Here is a 17,011-nt window from a genome sequence, read left to right as displayed (position 1 = left end):
CAAGACCCTGACCATCTCTGGTCAGGGTTTTGTGTGGTTCTATAATTTTTAGGGTTGATGGAAATTTTCCACCAACCCTATTTTAGTGTATACAAAAAGGCCAACATCCATTATATTAAAAGCGCCTAAACCTAAAACAAAAGGATGATGACCATATGAACAATATACTAGAAGCTATACTACAAATCAAAGATGCACACAATGAAGGTGTTACATTCCATTTCTTAGAGAATATTAAAGAAGTATTGCGTGATGAGAGTGGGAAAGTAACTGGTGTAAAGGTTATTACAATGGAACTTGGTGAATCAGATGAAAGTGGAAGAAGATTAACGCATGAAGTGGCAGGTAGTGAACATATTATTCCATGTGATCTTGTCGTTGCAGCAATTGAACAAAAGTAGACTTTAGTGTTCTAGATGAAAGGTAAAAATTTGACTTTCGGTCAACATCAGAATACATAGAAATAAATAATAACAGGTGATGCATATTTAGGTCCTCAATCTATCGCAACCGCAATTAAAGACGGGCGAGAAGTTGCGACAGAAGTACATGAATCGTTTAAAGAAAACATATAAATAACTTGTGGTGCCTTTCGTTTTTTACTGGGAAAATTAAGGAACTATAGTTATAAATACTTAAAGATATTAATATATTAACATGCGTATATTTATAGGAAGATTAAATAGAAATATTTGATATTAGCAAGAATATCTACATCTTATAACATATAGGTATTAATATATTCATAAAATATTAGGAGGAGAAATAATGAACAAGAAACTATTATCAGGCTTATGTGCAGCAGTACTCTTATCAGGTTTAGTAGGATGCGGACCTAAGGAGTCAAAACAAAATACCACAACAAGTACTTCTACAATAGAAACAATAAATACCACAACAAATAACTCTGAAGTAACAGAGAAGAACTTCAAAGACTTCCCGGATACAGATGAAAAGTACTTCACATATGAAGAGTGGCAAGAAGGATACGCAATCTATAGTTGTACTTCTGACGACAAGGTTGTTCGTGTACCAAAAACCATTAATGGTAAACCTGTTATAGCGATTGCACAGCGTGGTATGGCAAATGTTGAAAAATGTGAAGCAATCGTCTTACCAGATACAGTAAGATATGTTGGAGAGTCATCTTTTGGTCAAGATAAAGCATTGAAGTACATTTATTTAGGAACATCATTAGAAACTGTTGATGATCATGCATTTTTAGGAGCAAGTTCTCTAGAGTCTGTTGTATTTCCAGAAGGAACAAAATCAATTGGTCAATTGGTATTTTCAGACACACCATCAATCAAATCGATCACAATACCTGAAAGTGTAATTGAAATAACAGACTTATTTTACTTCCCAGAAAATTCAAATAAGAATGTAGAAATCCATACACCTAAGGGATCAAAGGCAGAAGAGGCTGCCAATAGTTTAGGACTCAAAGTAGTAAATGACTAAAGGGGAATAGTATGAACAAGAAACTACTATCAGGCTTAGGGACTGACCCCAAAAAGTGAGAATTTAATAAAAACACCCTAGGGCTACCGTCTTCGGTATTCAACCGGAGACAGGTAGTCCAATTTTTGTTGGATTCTTTTTTCATTAGGTTCTTCATCAACACTATTTGACAAAGAGCCAAAAGAATCAGGTGATAAACCTGATTCTTTTTTGTTTGTATATTCTCACCGAGATTACATGATACCGAAGTAACGAGCTGCGATACCAACTGCAAAGAGTGCAAGGATGATTGTGATTGGAGATACTTTTTTCTTAAGCAACCACATGCAAAGGAAAGTAAGGAGAAGTCCCATCAATCCTGGGATCAATGAGTTCAACTGACCTTGAAGCGTTTGTGGTTGAACGCTATCCAAACTCAAACCGCTAAGTGCTTGGCCGAGGATTCCCTTCAATTCTCCACCTGTAACAGGACCTTCTGGGAAGACGATGTAAGCACCTTCTGACAATTGTTTACCTGGAAGGTTGATAGTGAAGTTGATTGATACCCAACGTTGTACAAGAACGGCAAGGATGAACATACCAAGGATAGAAGCTCCTTTAGTGATGTCTTTCAAGATACCACCTGACATGTCTTTGGTGATTTCAGATCCAGCCTTGTAACCAAACTCTTGTGTATACCAAAGGAAAGACATACGGATTGCATTCCATCCAAAGAAGAAGAGAAGTGGTCCAACGATATTACCAGTTGCTGCAAGTGATGCACCAAGGGCACCAAGGATAGGACGTACTGTAAACCAGAAGACTGGGTCACCGATACCAGCAAGAGGTCCCATCATACCAATCTTAACACCTTGGATAGCAGCATCATCGATGTCAGTACCGTTTGCGCGTTCTTCTTCAAGTGCAAGAGTAACCCCCATGATTGGAGCAGCTACGTATGGGTGAGTGTTGAAGAACTCAAGGTGGCGCTCAAGAGCAGCGGCTTGGTCTTCTTTTTTAGTGTAAAGTTTCTTGATAGCTGGGATCAAAGAGTAAGCCCAACCCAAGTTTTGCATACGTTCGTAGTTCCATGAACCTTGAAGGAATTGTGAACGCCACCAAACTTTTTGGCGATCTGATTTTGATAATTGAATTTTTTCAGCCATGATTGTTCCCCTTTCTAGTAGTCTTCTAGGATATCACCGATTGGATCGTTAGAAGTTGCAGCTCCTCCGCCACCGTTTCCACCTTGTTTAGAAAGGTTGAGGTAGATGAAGGCAAGGGCAACACCGATGACACCAAGGGCAATCAAAGTCAATTGAGAGATTGCTGCAAGAGCAAAACCGATAGCGAAGAATGGCCATACTTCACGAGTAGCCATCATGTTGATAACCAAAGCGTAACCAACGGCAACGACCATGGCACCACCGACAGCCATACCACCTTTAAGCCATTCTGGCATAAGTTCCAATACTCCTTGAACTGCTTCAGTTGGCATTGCAAGCAAGAGTGCAGCTGGGATAGCAATACGTAGACCTTGAAGAGCAAGGGCAAAGTAGTGAGCGCGTTCAACAGCTGCAATGTTTCCTTCTTTAGCAGCAGCATCTGCAGTGTGAACCAAACCAACTGAGATTGTACGAACGATCATAGTCAAGAAAAGTCCAGCTACGGCAAGAGGGATTGCAGTTGCAGTTGCGACTGCGATACCTTCAGTAGTAAAGTTACCACCTTTGATCATGATAATTGCAGCAGCAACAGAAGCAAGAGCCGCGTCAGGAGCTACGGCAGCTCCGATGTTAGCCCAACCAAGGGCGATCATTTGAAGTGATCCACCAAGCATAACCCCTGCTTCGAGGTTACCAGTTACAAGACCGATAAGGGTACATGCTACGATTGGTTGATGGAATTGGAATTGGTCGAGGATACCTTCAAGACCTGCGAAGAAGGCAACAACTACAACCAAGATAGCAGAAATGATTGAAATATCTGACATGGTTTTATTCCTTTTCTATTTAATGTTAATTATTGAACGTTAGCTTTGCTAATCAAGTCAAACAAATCTTTTTTCGTGTCGTTTGGTACTTTACGTACGTCAAATTCAACACCAAGGTCGCGCATTTTTTCAAATGTAGCAACGTCGTCTTTGTCCATTGACAATACGTTATTGACCATTGTTTTACCAGTTGAGTGAGCCATTGAACCAACGTTAAGAGTCTTGATTGGCACACCGCCTTCGATAGCACGAAGGGCATCTTGAGGTGTTTCAAACAAGATAAGGGCGTGTGTTTCACCAAAACGAGGATCTTTTGCAACCTCAATCAATTTTTTGATTGGAACAACGTTAGCTTTCACTCCGTTAGGAGCAGCTTGTTTGATCAACTCTTTACGAAGATCGTCGTTTGCAACGTTATCTGAAGCAACGATGATACGGTCTGCTTTTGAATCTGGTGTCCAAGCAGTTGCGACTTGTCCGTGAAGAAGACGTGTGTCAAGACGAGCAAGATTGATTTTCAATTTACCGTCTCCGATAACAGTTCCTTCTGGAATAGCAGCTTGGGCAACTGGAGCAGCTGCAGCAGTTGCAACAGTTGCAACTGCTGCAGCTGGGTTTAGCTCTTCTGGAAGAGCCTTGATGCCATCTTTAGCTTCTTTAATGATGTTCGCAGCGACTTTATCCACTCCAGCATTCGCGTCCATAAGACGCTCTGTGTAGGCTTGGATCAACATCGGCAAGTTAAGTCCAGTGATGATGGCAAATTTACGCTCAGGATTTTCTCCCATTACGCGACTAGCTTGGTTAAATGGAGAACCACTCCAAAGGTCAGCCAAGACTAGAACCTCATCTTCTGCGTCAAATGCAGCCACAGCATTGTTGAATTTGGCGTATAAATCATCTGGACCTTCGTTTGGCATAAAGGTTACAACTTGAACCTTTTCTTGTTCACCAAAGATCATAGATCCTGACTGATGAATACCCGCGGCAAATTCACCGTGGCTCGCAATAATGATTCCGATACTCATTATTGTCATTCCTCCTTATAAAATGTTTGACTTGTAGTTTAAGAAAACTTTAAGACTCTTTAAGTATAAACCGTTTTCAGCAAAAAATCAACTACTTATAATAAATCCTAAGAATGTAAGGGGAAAGTTTGTTTTTGAAGATATTGATATATCAATACTTTTCGAGACTTCATAAAATCTTGCATGGAAAATTAGTATAAACCTTCAAAGTAATCACTAATTTGTAGAAAGTCGTTTTTCGGTCAAGTTCTCATAGAGTTTTTTGGTATAATATAGAAAGCAATTGATGTTTCTAGTAAGAGAATTTAGAGTGAGAGGTAAGTATGTCCCCTTCTATTCAGATATTGAAAAGCCGTTATTTAAAAAATATCAAAGAAAATCCAGAACTCTACATCGGGATTGAGTTGGAGTTTCCTATCGTACACACGAAAGGGAAACCCACAGATATTGAAGTCAGTAAGGACTTACTGCGCTTTTTGGTGGATGCTCTCAGCTTGGAAGTTGAGAAAGAGGACGAGGACGGAAATCCGATTCAACTTGTAGAACCTGCGAGTCAGGATCGGATTTTGTTTGAGGTTTCTTATACGACCTTGGAGTTTGCCTTTGGTAGAGCCCAGAAAATCCAAGAGGTCGAAGGACGATTTCAAGCTTATATGAAGGTCATTCAGGAAAAGCTAAGCGAAAAGGATCATGCTATTCAGGGTTGGGGGATTCATCCAAACTGGGATCAGAATGACAATCGACCGGTGGCTTATCCACGCTACCAGATGCTGATGGATTACCTACATATGGGAAGTCGCCAAGAGAGAGTTAATTTGCATGACTTCCCACAATATGGAGCCTTTATCTGTGGGAGTCAAGTTCAGTTGGATGTATCGACTGCTAACTACTTACGTGTCATTAATGCTTTCACTCAGATTGAAGCAGCAAAAGCTTACTTATTTGCCAATTCTGAGTTTTCGGGAGCAGACTGGGATACTCGGATTTCACGAGATATCTTTTGGGAAGAATCCATGCATGGAATTTATCCAGAGAATGTCGGTGTCAATACAAAACTCTTCAAAGATGAGGATGATTTCTTTGATTATCTAGACCGCTCTGCGATTTTTACAGCAGAACGAGATGGGGAAACCTACTATTTTTCTCCAATTCGGGCTAGAGATTACCTAGCTACTGATGAAATTCCTGCCTATACTCTAAATGGAAAAGAAACTCTTCTGGTTCCTCAAGAGAAGGATTTCGAGACGCACCGTAGTTACCAATATCAAGACTTAACAACTCGAGGGACGATTGAATTCCGTAGTGTTTGTACGCAACCGCTAGACCGCACCTTTGCTTCAGCAGCCTTTCATCTAGGTTTGTTGGTAAATCTAGACAAGCTTGAAACTTATCTCGAAACCGCTCCTTTCTTTGAGAACTTTGGCCGTGACTACAAGTCTTTGAGACGACAGTTTTCTAAGAAACAACTCACAGATGAGGAAAAAGCTGGTGTTGTCCAGTTCTCCAAAGACTTGCTGGCTATAGCAGAGCAAGGACTTGAGAGTAGAGGTCTGAGAGAAATGACTTATTTAGAGCCTTTAAAAGAAGAATTGACTCTATAATTTTCTTATAAAGGGAGAATTTTCTGAAAAATCATGTTATAATGGATGAGACTATAGATAAAGGATAGAGATTTATGACATTAGTTTATCAATCAACGCGTGATGCGAAAAATACCGTAACAGCCAGCCAAGCGATTTTGCAAGGTTTGGCAACAGATGGAGGTTTGTTTACTCCGGTTAGTTATCCAAAGGTAGATTTGGATTTTGACACATTAAAAGATGCTTCTTACCAAGAAGTGGCCAAACTTGTCTTGTCAGCCTTCTTGGATGACTTTACAGCAGAAGAGTTGGACTACTGTATCAACAATGCCTACGATAGCAAGTTTGATACTCCAGCTATTGCTCCTCTTGTCAAACTTGATGGTCAATACAACTTGGAACTCTTCCATGGATCAACCATTGCCTTTAAAGACATGGCCTTGTCTATCTTGCCATACTTTATGACAACAGCTGCTAAGAAACATGGCTTGGAAAACAAGATTGTCATCTTGACAGCAACATCTGGAGACACTGGAAAAGCTGCCATGGCTGGATTTGCGGATGTACCTGGAACTGAAATTATCGTCTTTTATCCAAAAGACGGTGTCAGCAAGGTGCAAGAATTGCAAATGACCACTCAGACTGGTGATAATACTCATGTCATCGCCATTGATGGAAACTTTGATGATGCACAAACCAACGTGAAGCATATGTTCAACGATGTGGCTCTTCGTGAAAAATTGGCAGCTAACAAGTTGCAATTTTCATCGGCTAACTCTATGAATATCGGCCGTTTGGTGCCCCAGATTGTTTATTATGTTTATGCCTACGCTCAGTTGGTAAAAACTGGTGAGATTAAAGCTGGTGACAAGGTTAACTTCACTGTACCGACAGGAAACTTTGGAAATATCCTAGCTGCCTTTTACGCTAAGCAAATCGGTTTGCCAGTTGGTAAGTTGATCTGCGCTTCAAATGACAACAATGTTTTGACAGACTTCTTTAAAACTCGTGTCTACGACAAGAAGCGTGAGTTTAAGGTAACTACTAGCCCGTCTATGGATATCTTGGTCTCTTCAAACTTGGAGCGTTTGATTTTCCACCTTTTGGGAAATGATGCTAAAAAGACCGCTGAACTTATGAATGCCTTGAACACTCAAGGTCAGTATGAATTGACAGACTTTGATGCAGAGATTTTGGACCTCTTTGCAGCAGAATATGCGACAGAAGCAGAAACAGCTGCAGAAATCAAGCGTGTTTACGAATCAGATTCTTATATTGAGGATCCTCATACAGCGGTTGCCTCAGCTGTTTATAAAAAATACCAAGCAGCGACAGGTGATGCGACTAAGACTGTGATTGCTTCAACAGCTAGTCCATACAAATTCCCAGTCGTTGCAGTAGAAGCTGTGACTGGACAATCAGGTCTTAGTGACTTTGAGGCCTTGGCTCAATTACATGAAATCTCAGGAGTAGCAGTGCCACCAGCAGTTGATGGTCTCGAAACAGCTCCGGTTCGTCACAAGACAATTGTTGCAGCAGCAGATATGCAGGCTGCAGTAGAATCTTATCTAGGACTTTAAAAGAGAGGAAGTAAACTCGGTTGGGCAACTAACTGAGTTTCTTTTCATCAGGAGGAAGGATTGTTTAAGAAATATAAAGATATTCTCAACATAGCCCTGCCAGCCATGGGTGAAAATTTCTTGCAGATGCTTATGGGGATGGTGGATAGTTATCTAGTGGCCCATCTAGGTTTGATAGCCATTTCGGGTGTGTCTGTAGCTGGAAACATAATCACCATTTATCAGGCTATTTTTATTGCCTTGGGAGCAGCAATTTCTAGCGTTATATCAAAAAGTTTGGGACAGAAAGATCAGTCTAGACTAGCCTACCATGTGACAGAAGCTCTCAAGATAACCTTGCTATTGAGTTTAATTTTAGGTGGCTTATCCATCTTTGCAGGTCAAGAGATGATTGGTCTTTTGGGTACTGAACAGGCTGTGGCTGAAAGTGGTGGCTTATACCTATCTTTAGTTGGTGGGACAATCGTTCTCCTGGGCTTGATGACTAGTCTAGGAGCCTTGATTCGCGCTACCCACAATCCTCGACTTCCGCTTTATGTTAGTTTTTTATCCAATGCTTTAAATATTGTTTTTTCAAGTGTCGCCATTTTTATCCTTGATATGGGGATAGCTGGTGTAGCTTGGGGGACTATTTTGTCTCGTTTGGTCGGGGTTGTAATTTTGTGGTCACAATTAAAACTTCCATATATGAGACCGACCTTTGGGCTGGATAAAGACCTGCTGACCTTGGCTCTACCTGCAGCAGGAGAACGTCTCATGATGAGGGCTGGTGATGTAGTCATAATTGCCTTGGTTGTTTCCTTTGGGACGGAGGCAGTCGCGGGAAATGCTATCGGTGAAGTTTTGACTCAGTTCAACTATATACCTGCCTTCGGTGTTGCGACAGCAACAGTCATGCAGGTGGCTCGAGCAGTAGGGGAGAATGATTGGGCAAGGGTGGACAGACTAAGTAAACAAACTTTTTGGTTGTCTTTCTTTCTTATGTTGCCTTTAACACTTAGTATCTATGCTCTCGGGACACCACTAAGCTATCTCTACACCAGCGATCCTGTGGCTATCAAAGCCAGTGTTTTAGTGACTCTTTTTTCACTTTTAGGGACTCCTATGACAACGGGAACGGTCATTTATACAGCTGTCTGGCAAGGTTTGGGAAATGCCCGACTTCCCTTTTATGCGACAAGTATTGGAATGTGGTGCATCCGAATTGGGACTGGATACCTGATGGGAATTGTTCTTGGATGGGGTTTGCCTGGTATCTGGGCAGGAACGCTTTTGGATAATGGTTTCCGTTGGATTTTCCTACGCTATCGTTACAAATCTTATATGACATTGAAAGGATAAAAAATGCAAGAAACGGCTTTTATTTGGGATTTAGACGGGACCTTATTGAACTCCTATGAAGCTATTTTGTCAGGGATTGAGGAGACCTATGCACAGTTTTCCATTTCTTTTGACAAGGAAAAAGTTCGAGCTTTTATCTTGAAATATTCTGTCCAGGATTTATTGGAGCAAGTGGCAAAAGAGCGAGGACTAGATGTAGGGCTCCTCAATCAAGTTCGTGCTCAGAGCTTGGCTGAAAAAAATGCCCAAGTCGTCTTGATGCCAGGTGCACGTGAGGTTCTAGCTTGGGCAGATCAGCAAGGAATTCAGCAATTTGTCTATACTCATAAAGGAGACAATGCCTTTACCATTTTACGTGATCTAGGATTGGATTCTTATTTTACAGAAATTTTGACAAGCCAGAGCGGTTTTGCTCGTAAACCAAGTCCAGAAGCAGCTACCTACCTCATCGATAAATACCACTTGGATCCAGAACAGACCTATTATATAGGAGATAGAACTTTGGATATCGATTTTGCTCAAAACAGTGGCATCCAGAGTATCAATTTCCTTGCCTCTCCCGCAGCTTGTAATCAACAGATAGAGCATTTAGAAGATATTAGCTCGCTTTCTTTCTAGAGTTTTTTAGGAAGAATGTGTCAGCTTGATGACAAGAAACTAACAAACTATTTCAAGTAATTTGATTTGTTACAACGAATGTACAGTTCTGTTAAATAGCCCCCAAAGGGCTTTTTTTCTTTTTCCTTTGTGTTATGATAGAAAGGTACTACATTTGAAAAGGAGTTTGAATAGTATGAAGAAACGAATTATTTTAGCATCAACAGTAGCTCTATCACTTGCCCCTACCTTGGCAACTCAAGCAGAGGAAATTGTATGGTCACCACGTAGTGTTGAGCAAATTCAAAACGATGTTGCTAAAAGCGAAAATAAAACAAGTTATACCATTAAGTATGGAGATACCCTAAGCACAATCGCAGAGGCTTTGGGAATTGACTTAAATGTCCTTGCAAACTTGAACAAAATCACGAATATTGATTTGATTTTCCCAGAAACTGTACTGACTACAATTGTTAACGAAAATGAAGAAGTAACAGAGGTTGAGGTTTATACACCTCAAGAAGTAGGTTCTGATGTAGCAAGTGCAACAGCAGATTTAACAACGAATCAAGTAACGGTAGATGAGCAAACTGTTCAAGTCGAAGATTTGACACAACCAGTTGAAGAAACAGAAGTTGTAACAGAAACAACAGAAACAACCGAAGTCACTACTGAAGCTACAACTGAAGCTGTAGCAGAAACAACAGTATCTTCAGAAGCAATAACAGAGGCAGTAACAGAAGCACCTGCCACTGAGGAAACAACTACAACGACAGCTGAGCCAACAACAGAAGCAACAACTGAAGCTGTAACAGCAGCGCCTGTAGTGGAAGAAACAACGACTACAACTACTGAAACAACAACACAAGCCACTACTGAAGCAACAACAGAAGCACAGTCAGCACCAGAAACTTACCAAGCTGAACCAAGCCAAGGAGCATCAACAACTTATGCAGCACCAGCGGCACCTGATTATGCAAGTATTGCAGCTTCAAAATCAGAAAATGCAGGTCTTCAACCACAAACAGCTGCCTTTAAAGAAGAAGTAGCAAACTTGTTCGGAATCACATCATTTAGTGGCTATCGTCCAGGAGATAGCGGAGACCACGGAAAAGGTCTTGCTATTGACTTCATGGTTCCAGTAAGTTCAGCACTCGGTGATCAAATTGCAGATTACGCCATCCAAAATATGGCTAGCCGTGGCATTAGCTACATCATCTGGAAACAACGTTTCTACGCACCGTACGATAGCAAATACGGACCAGCCTACACTTGGAATCCAATGCCAGATCGTGGTAGCGTCACAGAAAACCACTATGACCACGTTCACGTATCTATGAACTAAGAATAATGAGAAGTTGGGAACTGATTCAGTTTCCACTTCTTTTTTGTAAAAATAGTATTTATAAGTGAAATAAAATCTAAAACATGATAAAATGTAAGCGGATACAAAATAATACTAGGGCATTAAAATCAGAGAGAAAGGATGATAAAGATGACAAACCGATTAAAAACTCCATTTGAGAAAACAAGAGATGATTTTGAACAGGAATTTTGCGGAGAAATTGTTGAGCTCTTGATTTTTACCTTCCAAAATGTAAGTGGAGCAATCTCCTTAAAAGATGGATGCAAGGTACTGTCAGTAAATTTTAAAGCTAGTGTCAATGTCGCAACCCAGGAATTCTCTGAACTTGAAGGACGTTTGGAATGGCTCCTGACTAAGGAAGAATTTGAAGAAAAGCATTGGGGTTTTAGCTTTGAGCCCTACAAAGTTCACCGTATCAAATGTCAAAAACGTCCCTTCATGGAGTTAGAGCCTTATATGTCAGAAGTTGCTAACAACTGCTACCATTTGCTGGAATACCTAGATGACCAATCCTCAGACTCTAGGTTAGAGACCTTGATTGAAACCTATCAAAAACCGGTCATCATTCAAGACGATATTGGCGAATTCACCTTAAACAGAGCTTATTCTTGGTTTGAAGGATTTATCACTTACGAGGGTGGTAAGATTCATGCTTTCTTTGCTGCGAGTGCAGATGAAAGTCTCCCTCCAAGTTCTTTTGATGATTTAAAGAAATTTATGGGAACTTTCCAAGTTCAAGATACTCGGATTAAAGACTATATTGTCAAAGAACTGTGGGAAACAGCTCAAGACTGGATAGATTCAGATGAAAATGATGTGGAGTTAACAGAAGAGTATTTTACCAACTCACTTTCCTTGAGTGAACTATCGATCAACGAAGACGGGGAATTGACTCTCTACTATGATGATAGCGAGGAAATTTTTGCAGGCCATGCCATTGAAGTCGTCATTGATAAAGAGGGAGAAATCCTTCGAGCAGATTTGGTAGGTTAGTGCTAGATTTTATTTAGAATATAAAAAACATAGCCTTTTGGGATTGAAACCAAGAGGCTATTTTTTCGGAGTGAGCAAAATAGTTGCGTTTTTTAACCTGCTTGTATTATACTTGATAAGTCAATAGTTGACAAATCAAATTTTAACAAAGGAATAGAAATGTCAGAAATCAATGAATTACTGTACCAGCTCCATTTGGTAGATCAGACGATTACTCAACTTTTTGAGAAACAATTGGGAATTAGTTTGACCCGCTATCAAATTCTGCAGTTTTTATTGCAAAAGTCACCCTGTAACCAAACTGCCGTTCAAGAAAAGTTACAGATTGACCAGGCAGCCTTGACCCGCCATTTTAAGGTTTTAGAGTCAGAGGGTTATGTCAGTCGTAAGCGTAATCCAATCAATCAGCGAGAAGTCCTAGTTGAATTAACCCAAGAAGCCAAGAATCAACTCTTGGTCAATCCGCCTAAATATCATTTGAATGTGAAGGAACAGATGGAGAGCATCTTATCGCCTGGTGAGCAGAAAGAACTGACAACCTTACTGACAAAACTAGTATCAGGTCTAGAAAAAATAGAATTTTAAGGAGAAAACGATGTCACTCATTACTACTATTTTAGCAACACTTGTTGCCTTGGAACATTTTTATATTTTTTATTTGGAGAGTATCGCAACCCAATCAGATGCAACCAGCCAAGTCTTTAATATGGAAAAGGAAGAGTTGACTCGACCTTCTGTCACCTCACTGTTTAAAAATCAAGGTATTTATAATGCTTTGATTGGGGTGTTTCTTATCTATGGGATTTATTTCTCGCATAGCTTAGAAATCGTAACAATCTTTGTTTTATTTGTCATAGGAGCAGCGACTTATGGTGCTTTGACAGCAGATAAAAAAATCATTCTAAAGCAAGGTGGTCCAGCGATCATAACTCTTTTGAGTATCCTCTTATTAAAATAAAAACAACCAGCACTTTCTATGAAGGTGCTGGTTTTTAATAACTGCTGTTAAACTTTTCTGCGTTTGATTTCCAGTAGCCTTTGATAGAAGAAGATTTGGCTACTATAGATATAAGGGAAGATAGAGATACTTGCGATTCCAAAGCTAATCCAGATAAGGATATACCAAGGAAGTAGCTGTAAATCAAGGACAAAGCGTTGGAATTTATAGCCTTTCATGAGAAAGCGGCTGGTATGTAGCACGCGGCTCGGTTTGGCAATTCCGATTGCAAGGGTGTCACATAAAAGTAGTTCAACTTGGGAATAGGCATAGTATTGTGGAAGATAGAGAATGGTTCCCAAAATCATTACAAGGACACTACCAAAGAAGTAGAGTGCGAAAGTAAGCAGGAAGTGTTCGATATCTGGATTGGTCACGTCGACAGATGGAAACTCGGGATGAAGTTCCACAAATTTACGAGCCATTGCACTGCTATAAAAAAGCAAGTAAACTCCAAAAAGATTAGGAATGCTCCATAAAAAGAGATAGAAACGCTTGAGCAATAGAGTTAGAAATGTCTGGGTAAAGAAGCGGTTGTCAAGCAAGGACAGGCTATCTTTAAAGGAAAGCTCTATATCAGAAATTCTGTAAAGATTAATGGTAGTAAAGAGAGCACCAGCTAGGATAATGGAGCTTGTAAATCCAACGGCAATCGGAAAGAGAGCAGATTGGATTGTGATCCCTAGAAAACTCAAGAAGGACTGTTCAAGAATGCCCTCGTCGAGAAGGGATAAAGGTCTGATGAAGCTCGATAGAATCAAGAGAATACTTGGCAATAAAAAGACAAGCAGCAGACGTGGGTGTTCAGCTTGAAATTGTCTAGCCTGCTGGCGAACTTCTTTTAAATTAATTTTTGGGTACTTCATTCTTTCATTATACCATAGTTCGTGACAGTTCCTGTTTTTTTTGATAGAATCATACAGTATGCCCTTGGGCACAAAGTAAGAACTGGGACTGTCTTTCCCAGCTTCGGAGGTAAAAAATGTCAGATTCACCAATCAAATATCGATTGATTAAGAAAGAAAAACATACAGGAGCTCGTTTGGGTGAGATTATCACACCACATGGTACCTTCCCGACACCCATGTTTATGCCAGTAGGGACTCAAGCAACAGTTAAGACTCAGTCTCCTGAAGAATTGAAAGAGATGGGGTCGGGAATAATCCTGTCCAACACTTATCACTTGTGGCTTCGACCAGGTGACGAACTCATTGCCCGTGCTGGGGGGCTGCATAAGTTCATGAACTGGGATCAACCAATCTTAACAGATAGTGGTGGTTTCCAAGTGTATTCTCTAGCAGATAGCCGTAATATTACAGAAGAAGGTGTTACCTTCAAGAATCACCTCAATGGTTCTAAGATGTTCTTGTCACCAGAAAAGGCCATCTCTATCCAAAATAATTTAGGTTCAGACATCATGATGTCCTTTGATGAGTGCCCTCAATTTTATCAACCCTATGATTATGTAAAAAAATCAATCGAACGTACCAGTCGTTGGGCTGAACGTGGCTTGAAAGCTCACCGTCGTCCACATGACCAAGGTTTATTTGGGATTGTACAAGGGGCAGGATTTGAAGACCTTCGTCGTCAGTCAGCTCAAGACCTTGTCAGCATGGACTTCCCAGGCTACTCTATTGGTGGACTAGCCGTTGGAGAAACCCATGAGGAGATGAATGCAGTTTTGGACTTTACGACCCAACTGCTTCCTGAAAATAAACCTCGTTACTTGATGGGAGTAGGAGCGCCAGATAGCTTGATTGATGGTGTTATTCGTGGTGTTGATATGTTTGACTGTGTCTTACCGACTCGTATCGCTCGTAATGGTACTTGTATGACTAGCCAAGGACGTTTGGTTGTCAAGAATGCCCAGTTTGCTGAGGACTTCACACCACTTGATCCAGAGTGTGATTGCTACACATGTAAGAACTACACCCGTGCCTATCTTCGTCACTTGCTTAAGGCAGATGAAACCTTTGGTATTCGCTTGACAAGTTACCATAATCTCTATTTCTTGCTTAATCTCATGAAACAGGTTCGTCAGGCTATCATGGATGATAATCTTTTGGAATTCCGTGAGCATTTTGTTGAAAAATATGGCTATAACAAGTCTGGACGTAATTTCTAAATTTAACTTAATGTCAGCTAAAAATCCTAAGTTTTATCTTAGGATTTTTCTGTTTTTTTTGATAGAATAAAGGTATTATGGATTGAAAATTAGATGGCTTTTTTGCCAATCTAATGAATGGAGAATAAACTCGTATGCGTATTAAATGGTTTTCCTTAATTAGGATTACAGGTTTGCTTTTGGTACTCTTGTACCATTTCTTTCAGACGCTTTTCCCAGGAGGTTTCTTTGGGGTTGACGTCTTCTTCACATTTTCAGGTTTTTTAATTACTTCACTATTATTAGAAGAATTTGGACAAAAAGGTAAGATTGATGTCCTAGGATTTTTTAGACGACGCTTCTATCGAATTTTTCCGCCGGTTGTTTTGATGGTCCTCGTCGTTATGCCTTTCACGTTCTTGGTTCGTCAGGATTATGTGGCAGGAATCGGTGGTCAAATTGCCGGCGTTCTTGGATTTATGACTAACTTCTATGAAATGTTGACAGGAGGAAGTTATGAATCTCAGTTTATCCCTCACCTCTTTGTTCACAACTGGAGCTTAGCTGTTGAAGTTCATTACTATATCTTGTGGGGCTTAGCAGTCTGGTTCTTGTCCAAACGAGCAAAAACAAGTGGACAACTACGAGGAATGATTTTCCTGCTTTCCTCAGCAACCTTTATGATTAGCTTCCTTTCTATGTTTATTGGTAGCTTTATCGTTAGTTCCTACTCAACACTCTACTTCTCAACTTTGACTCATGTATTTCCGTTCTTCTTAGGTAGTGTGCTTGCTACCGTAATTGGGGTTCGTCATGCAACGCCACTTCTTAAACGTTTGAATAGAAGCTTGGATTTGAAGCAGACTTTGCTAGTCTTTGGGTCTGGTCTAGGAGTCTTGCTCTTATTGACTTTCTTTGTGAAATTCACTTATCTCTTTGCCTATTTACTTGGCTTCTTGTTAGCAAGTTTAGCTACACTTCTGATGATTGTTGCAGCACGACTTTTGCATGAGAAAACTCCGACAATCGAAGAACCAAAGATTATCGGTTTTTTAGCAGACACTAGCTATGCCGTCTATCTTTTCCACTGGCCGTTTTATATTATTTTCTCTCAATTGGTGGGAAATATACTAGCAGTGATTCTAACGATTATCTTCACTTATCTTTTCGCAACCCTTTCTTTCTATGTGATTGAACCTTTGATTGCAGGGAAGTCCAGCAAACTCTTGCGAATGGCAGAAGAAATTCCTCACATCAAGCCAATCTTTGCTGGTAGTGTTGGAGTTCTTAGTTTGATTACCTTGGTCGTGATACTGATAGCTCCACAAGTAGGTGCTTTTGAAACGGATTTGATGGTTACTGGTCTCAATCAAGCCCAAACTAATATTACTCGAACAAAAACTATGGCCGATCAAGCAGAAGCAAGTCGTTACAATATAGCTGACGGTGTATCCATCATCGGAGATTCTGTCACCTTGCGTGCTTCAGATGGACTGAAAGAAATCTTACCAGATGCTCAGATTGATGGTCAAGTCAGTCGAAATACCAAACAAGCAAATGCATTGATGCTGAATTACAGTCAGAATAAAGCCTTGCCTAAAATTGTAGTCATCGCGACTGGTGTTAATAATCCTGAAGATTATAAGGCTGATTTGGATCTACTGATAACAAATCTACCTAAGGGACATCAGCTTGTCCTTGTAACTCCATACGAGGGTGATACAACGCAGGAAACGCAACCTTACGTAGAACAGTATGCAAGCTATGCGCGTGAATTGGCACAAAAGTATCCATATATTGCACTTGCAGATTGGAACCAAGTAGCCAAAGATCATCCAGATATTTGGAAAGGGACAGACCGAGTTCACTTCGGTAGTGATACCACTAAGCAGGATGAAGGCGCTAAACTTTATGCAGAAACTATTAATAATGCCGTTAAAGCTCTGGCAGACAAACCTGTCAAATCAAAATAATCAATAAAAAGTAGAGATA

The 17,011-nt window shown here is 40.3% G+C and carries 17 protein-coding genes; 12 read left to right on the top strand and 5 right to left on the bottom strand.

Annotation, left to right across the window (positions count from 1 at the left end; genetic code table 11):
- Nucleotides 1–155 precede the first annotated feature (155 nt).
- On the top strand, nt 156–401 hold the full coding sequence (locus QM810_RS05285) for a hypothetical protein (protein ID WP_004250643.1): 246 nt from the start codon (nt 156–158) through the stop codon (nt 399–401).
- Between the two features lie 367 nt (nt 402–768).
- Nucleotides 769–1,461 carry a leucine-rich repeat domain-containing protein gene (locus QM810_RS05280; protein WP_006151296.1) on the top strand — a complete coding sequence of 231 codons (693 nt, stop codon included), beginning with the start codon at nt 769–771 and terminating at the stop codon, nt 1,459–1,461.
- 83 nt (nt 1,462–1,544) lie between these two features.
- Here QM810_RS05280 and QM810_RS05275 read toward each other — a convergent pair whose 3' ends face one another.
- Genes QM810_RS05275 through QM810_RS05260 form a run of 4 tightly spaced genes read right to left on the bottom strand, consistent with a single transcriptional unit; the run spans nt 1,545 to nt 4,461 of the window.
- Nucleotides 1,545–1,634, bottom strand: coding sequence for an IS3 family transposase (locus QM810_RS05275; protein WP_367400507.1), 90 nt, complete (start codon nt 1,632–1,634; stop codon nt 1,545–1,547).
- Between the two features lie 60 nt (nt 1,635–1,694).
- Nucleotides 1,695–2,606 (bottom strand): PTS system mannose/fructose/sorbose family transporter subunit IID, encoded by a 912-nt coding sequence (locus tag QM810_RS05270; RefSeq protein ID WP_006151300.1) that lies wholly within the window; start codon nt 2,604–2,606, stop codon nt 1,695–1,697.
- A 14-nt stretch (nt 2,607–2,620) separates the two neighbouring features.
- The gene (locus QM810_RS05265) at nt 2,621–3,433 is read right to left on the bottom strand and encodes a PTS mannose/fructose/sorbose transporter subunit IIC (protein ID WP_006151319.1); all 813 of its coding nucleotides are present in this window, start codon (nt 3,431–3,433) and stop codon (nt 2,621–2,623) included.
- Between the two features lie 29 nt (nt 3,434–3,462).
- Nucleotides 3,463–4,461 carry a PTS sugar transporter subunit IIB gene (locus QM810_RS05260; RefSeq protein WP_006151290.1) on the bottom strand — a complete coding sequence of 333 codons (999 nt, stop codon included), beginning with the start codon at nt 4,459–4,461 and terminating at the stop codon, nt 3,463–3,465.
- A 323-nt stretch (nt 4,462–4,784) separates the two neighbouring features.
- Here QM810_RS05260 and QM810_RS05255 point away from each other — a divergent pair, with 323 nt between their 5' ends.
- From QM810_RS05255 to QM810_RS05220, 8 genes are all read left to right on the top strand, one after another.
- Nucleotides 4,785–6,062 (top strand): hypothetical protein, encoded by a 1,278-nt coding sequence (locus QM810_RS05255; RefSeq protein WP_006151314.1) that lies wholly within the window; start codon nt 4,785–4,787, stop codon nt 6,060–6,062.
- Between the two features lie 74 nt (nt 6,063–6,136).
- Nucleotides 6,137–7,621 carry a threonine synthase gene (gene thrC / locus QM810_RS05250; RefSeq protein WP_006151346.1) on the top strand — a complete coding sequence of 495 codons (1,485 nt, stop codon included), beginning with the start codon at nt 6,137–6,139 and terminating at the stop codon, nt 7,619–7,621.
- 60 nt (nt 7,622–7,681) lie between these two features.
- Nucleotides 7,682–8,962, top strand: coding sequence for an MATE family efflux transporter (locus tag QM810_RS05245; protein ID WP_414254083.1), 1,281 nt, complete (start codon nt 7,682–7,684; stop codon nt 8,960–8,962).
- Nucleotides 8,963–8,965: 3 nt separating this feature from the next.
- Nucleotides 8,966–9,580, top strand: a complete 615-nt coding sequence (locus tag QM810_RS05240; protein ID WP_414254082.1) for an HAD family hydrolase — start codon at nt 8,966–8,968, stop codon at nt 9,578–9,580.
- Nucleotides 9,581–9,755: 175 nt separating this feature from the next.
- Entirely contained in the window at nt 9,756–10,904 is a 1,149-nt protein-coding gene (locus tag QM810_RS05235) for a LysM peptidoglycan-binding domain-containing protein (RefSeq protein WP_414254081.1), read from the top strand.
- A 150-nt stretch (nt 10,905–11,054) separates the two neighbouring features.
- Nucleotides 11,055–11,918, top strand: coding sequence for a DUF2262 domain-containing protein (locus tag QM810_RS05230; RefSeq protein WP_414254080.1), 864 nt, complete (start codon nt 11,055–11,057; stop codon nt 11,916–11,918).
- Between the two features lie 159 nt (nt 11,919–12,077).
- On the top strand, nt 12,078–12,503 hold the full coding sequence (locus tag QM810_RS05225; RefSeq protein ID WP_414254079.1) for a MarR family winged helix-turn-helix transcriptional regulator: 426 nt from the start codon (nt 12,078–12,080) through the stop codon (nt 12,501–12,503).
- A 10-nt stretch (nt 12,504–12,513) separates the two neighbouring features.
- The gene (locus QM810_RS05220) at nt 12,514–12,876 is read left to right on the top strand and encodes a DUF1304 domain-containing protein (RefSeq protein ID WP_414254078.1); all 363 of its coding nucleotides are present in this window, start codon (nt 12,514–12,516) and stop codon (nt 12,874–12,876) included.
- A gap of 47 nt (nt 12,877–12,923) precedes the next feature.
- On the opposite strand, the gene QM810_RS05215 is transcribed toward QM810_RS05220, so the two are convergent.
- Entirely contained in the window at nt 12,924–13,781 is an 858-nt protein-coding gene (locus QM810_RS05215; protein ID WP_414254077.1) for a DUF975 family protein, read from the bottom strand.
- Nucleotides 13,782–13,897: 116 nt separating this feature from the next.
- On the opposite strand from QM810_RS05215, the gene tgt reads away from it, so the two are divergent.
- Together tgt and QM810_RS05205 are read left to right on the top strand one after the other, a co-directional pair.
- Entirely contained in the window at nt 13,898–15,040 is a 1,143-nt protein-coding gene (gene tgt, locus QM810_RS05210; RefSeq protein ID WP_016466286.1) for a tRNA guanosine(34) transglycosylase Tgt, read from the top strand.
- A 134-nt stretch (nt 15,041–15,174) separates the two neighbouring features.
- Complete coding sequence (locus QM810_RS05205; protein WP_414254076.1) at nt 15,175–16,992, top strand: acyltransferase family protein; 1,818 nt, start codon at nt 15,175–15,177, stop codon at nt 16,990–16,992.
- Nucleotides 16,993–17,011 lie beyond the last annotated feature (19 nt).

The sequence above is a fragment of the Streptococcus infantis genome, assembly GCF_047464155.1.
Taxonomy (GTDB): Bacteria; Bacillota; Bacilli; order Lactobacillales; family Streptococcaceae; genus Streptococcus; species Streptococcus infantis_U.
Note: the sequence above shows the minus strand (reverse complement) of the source record. Positions and strands in the feature narration are given on the sequence as shown.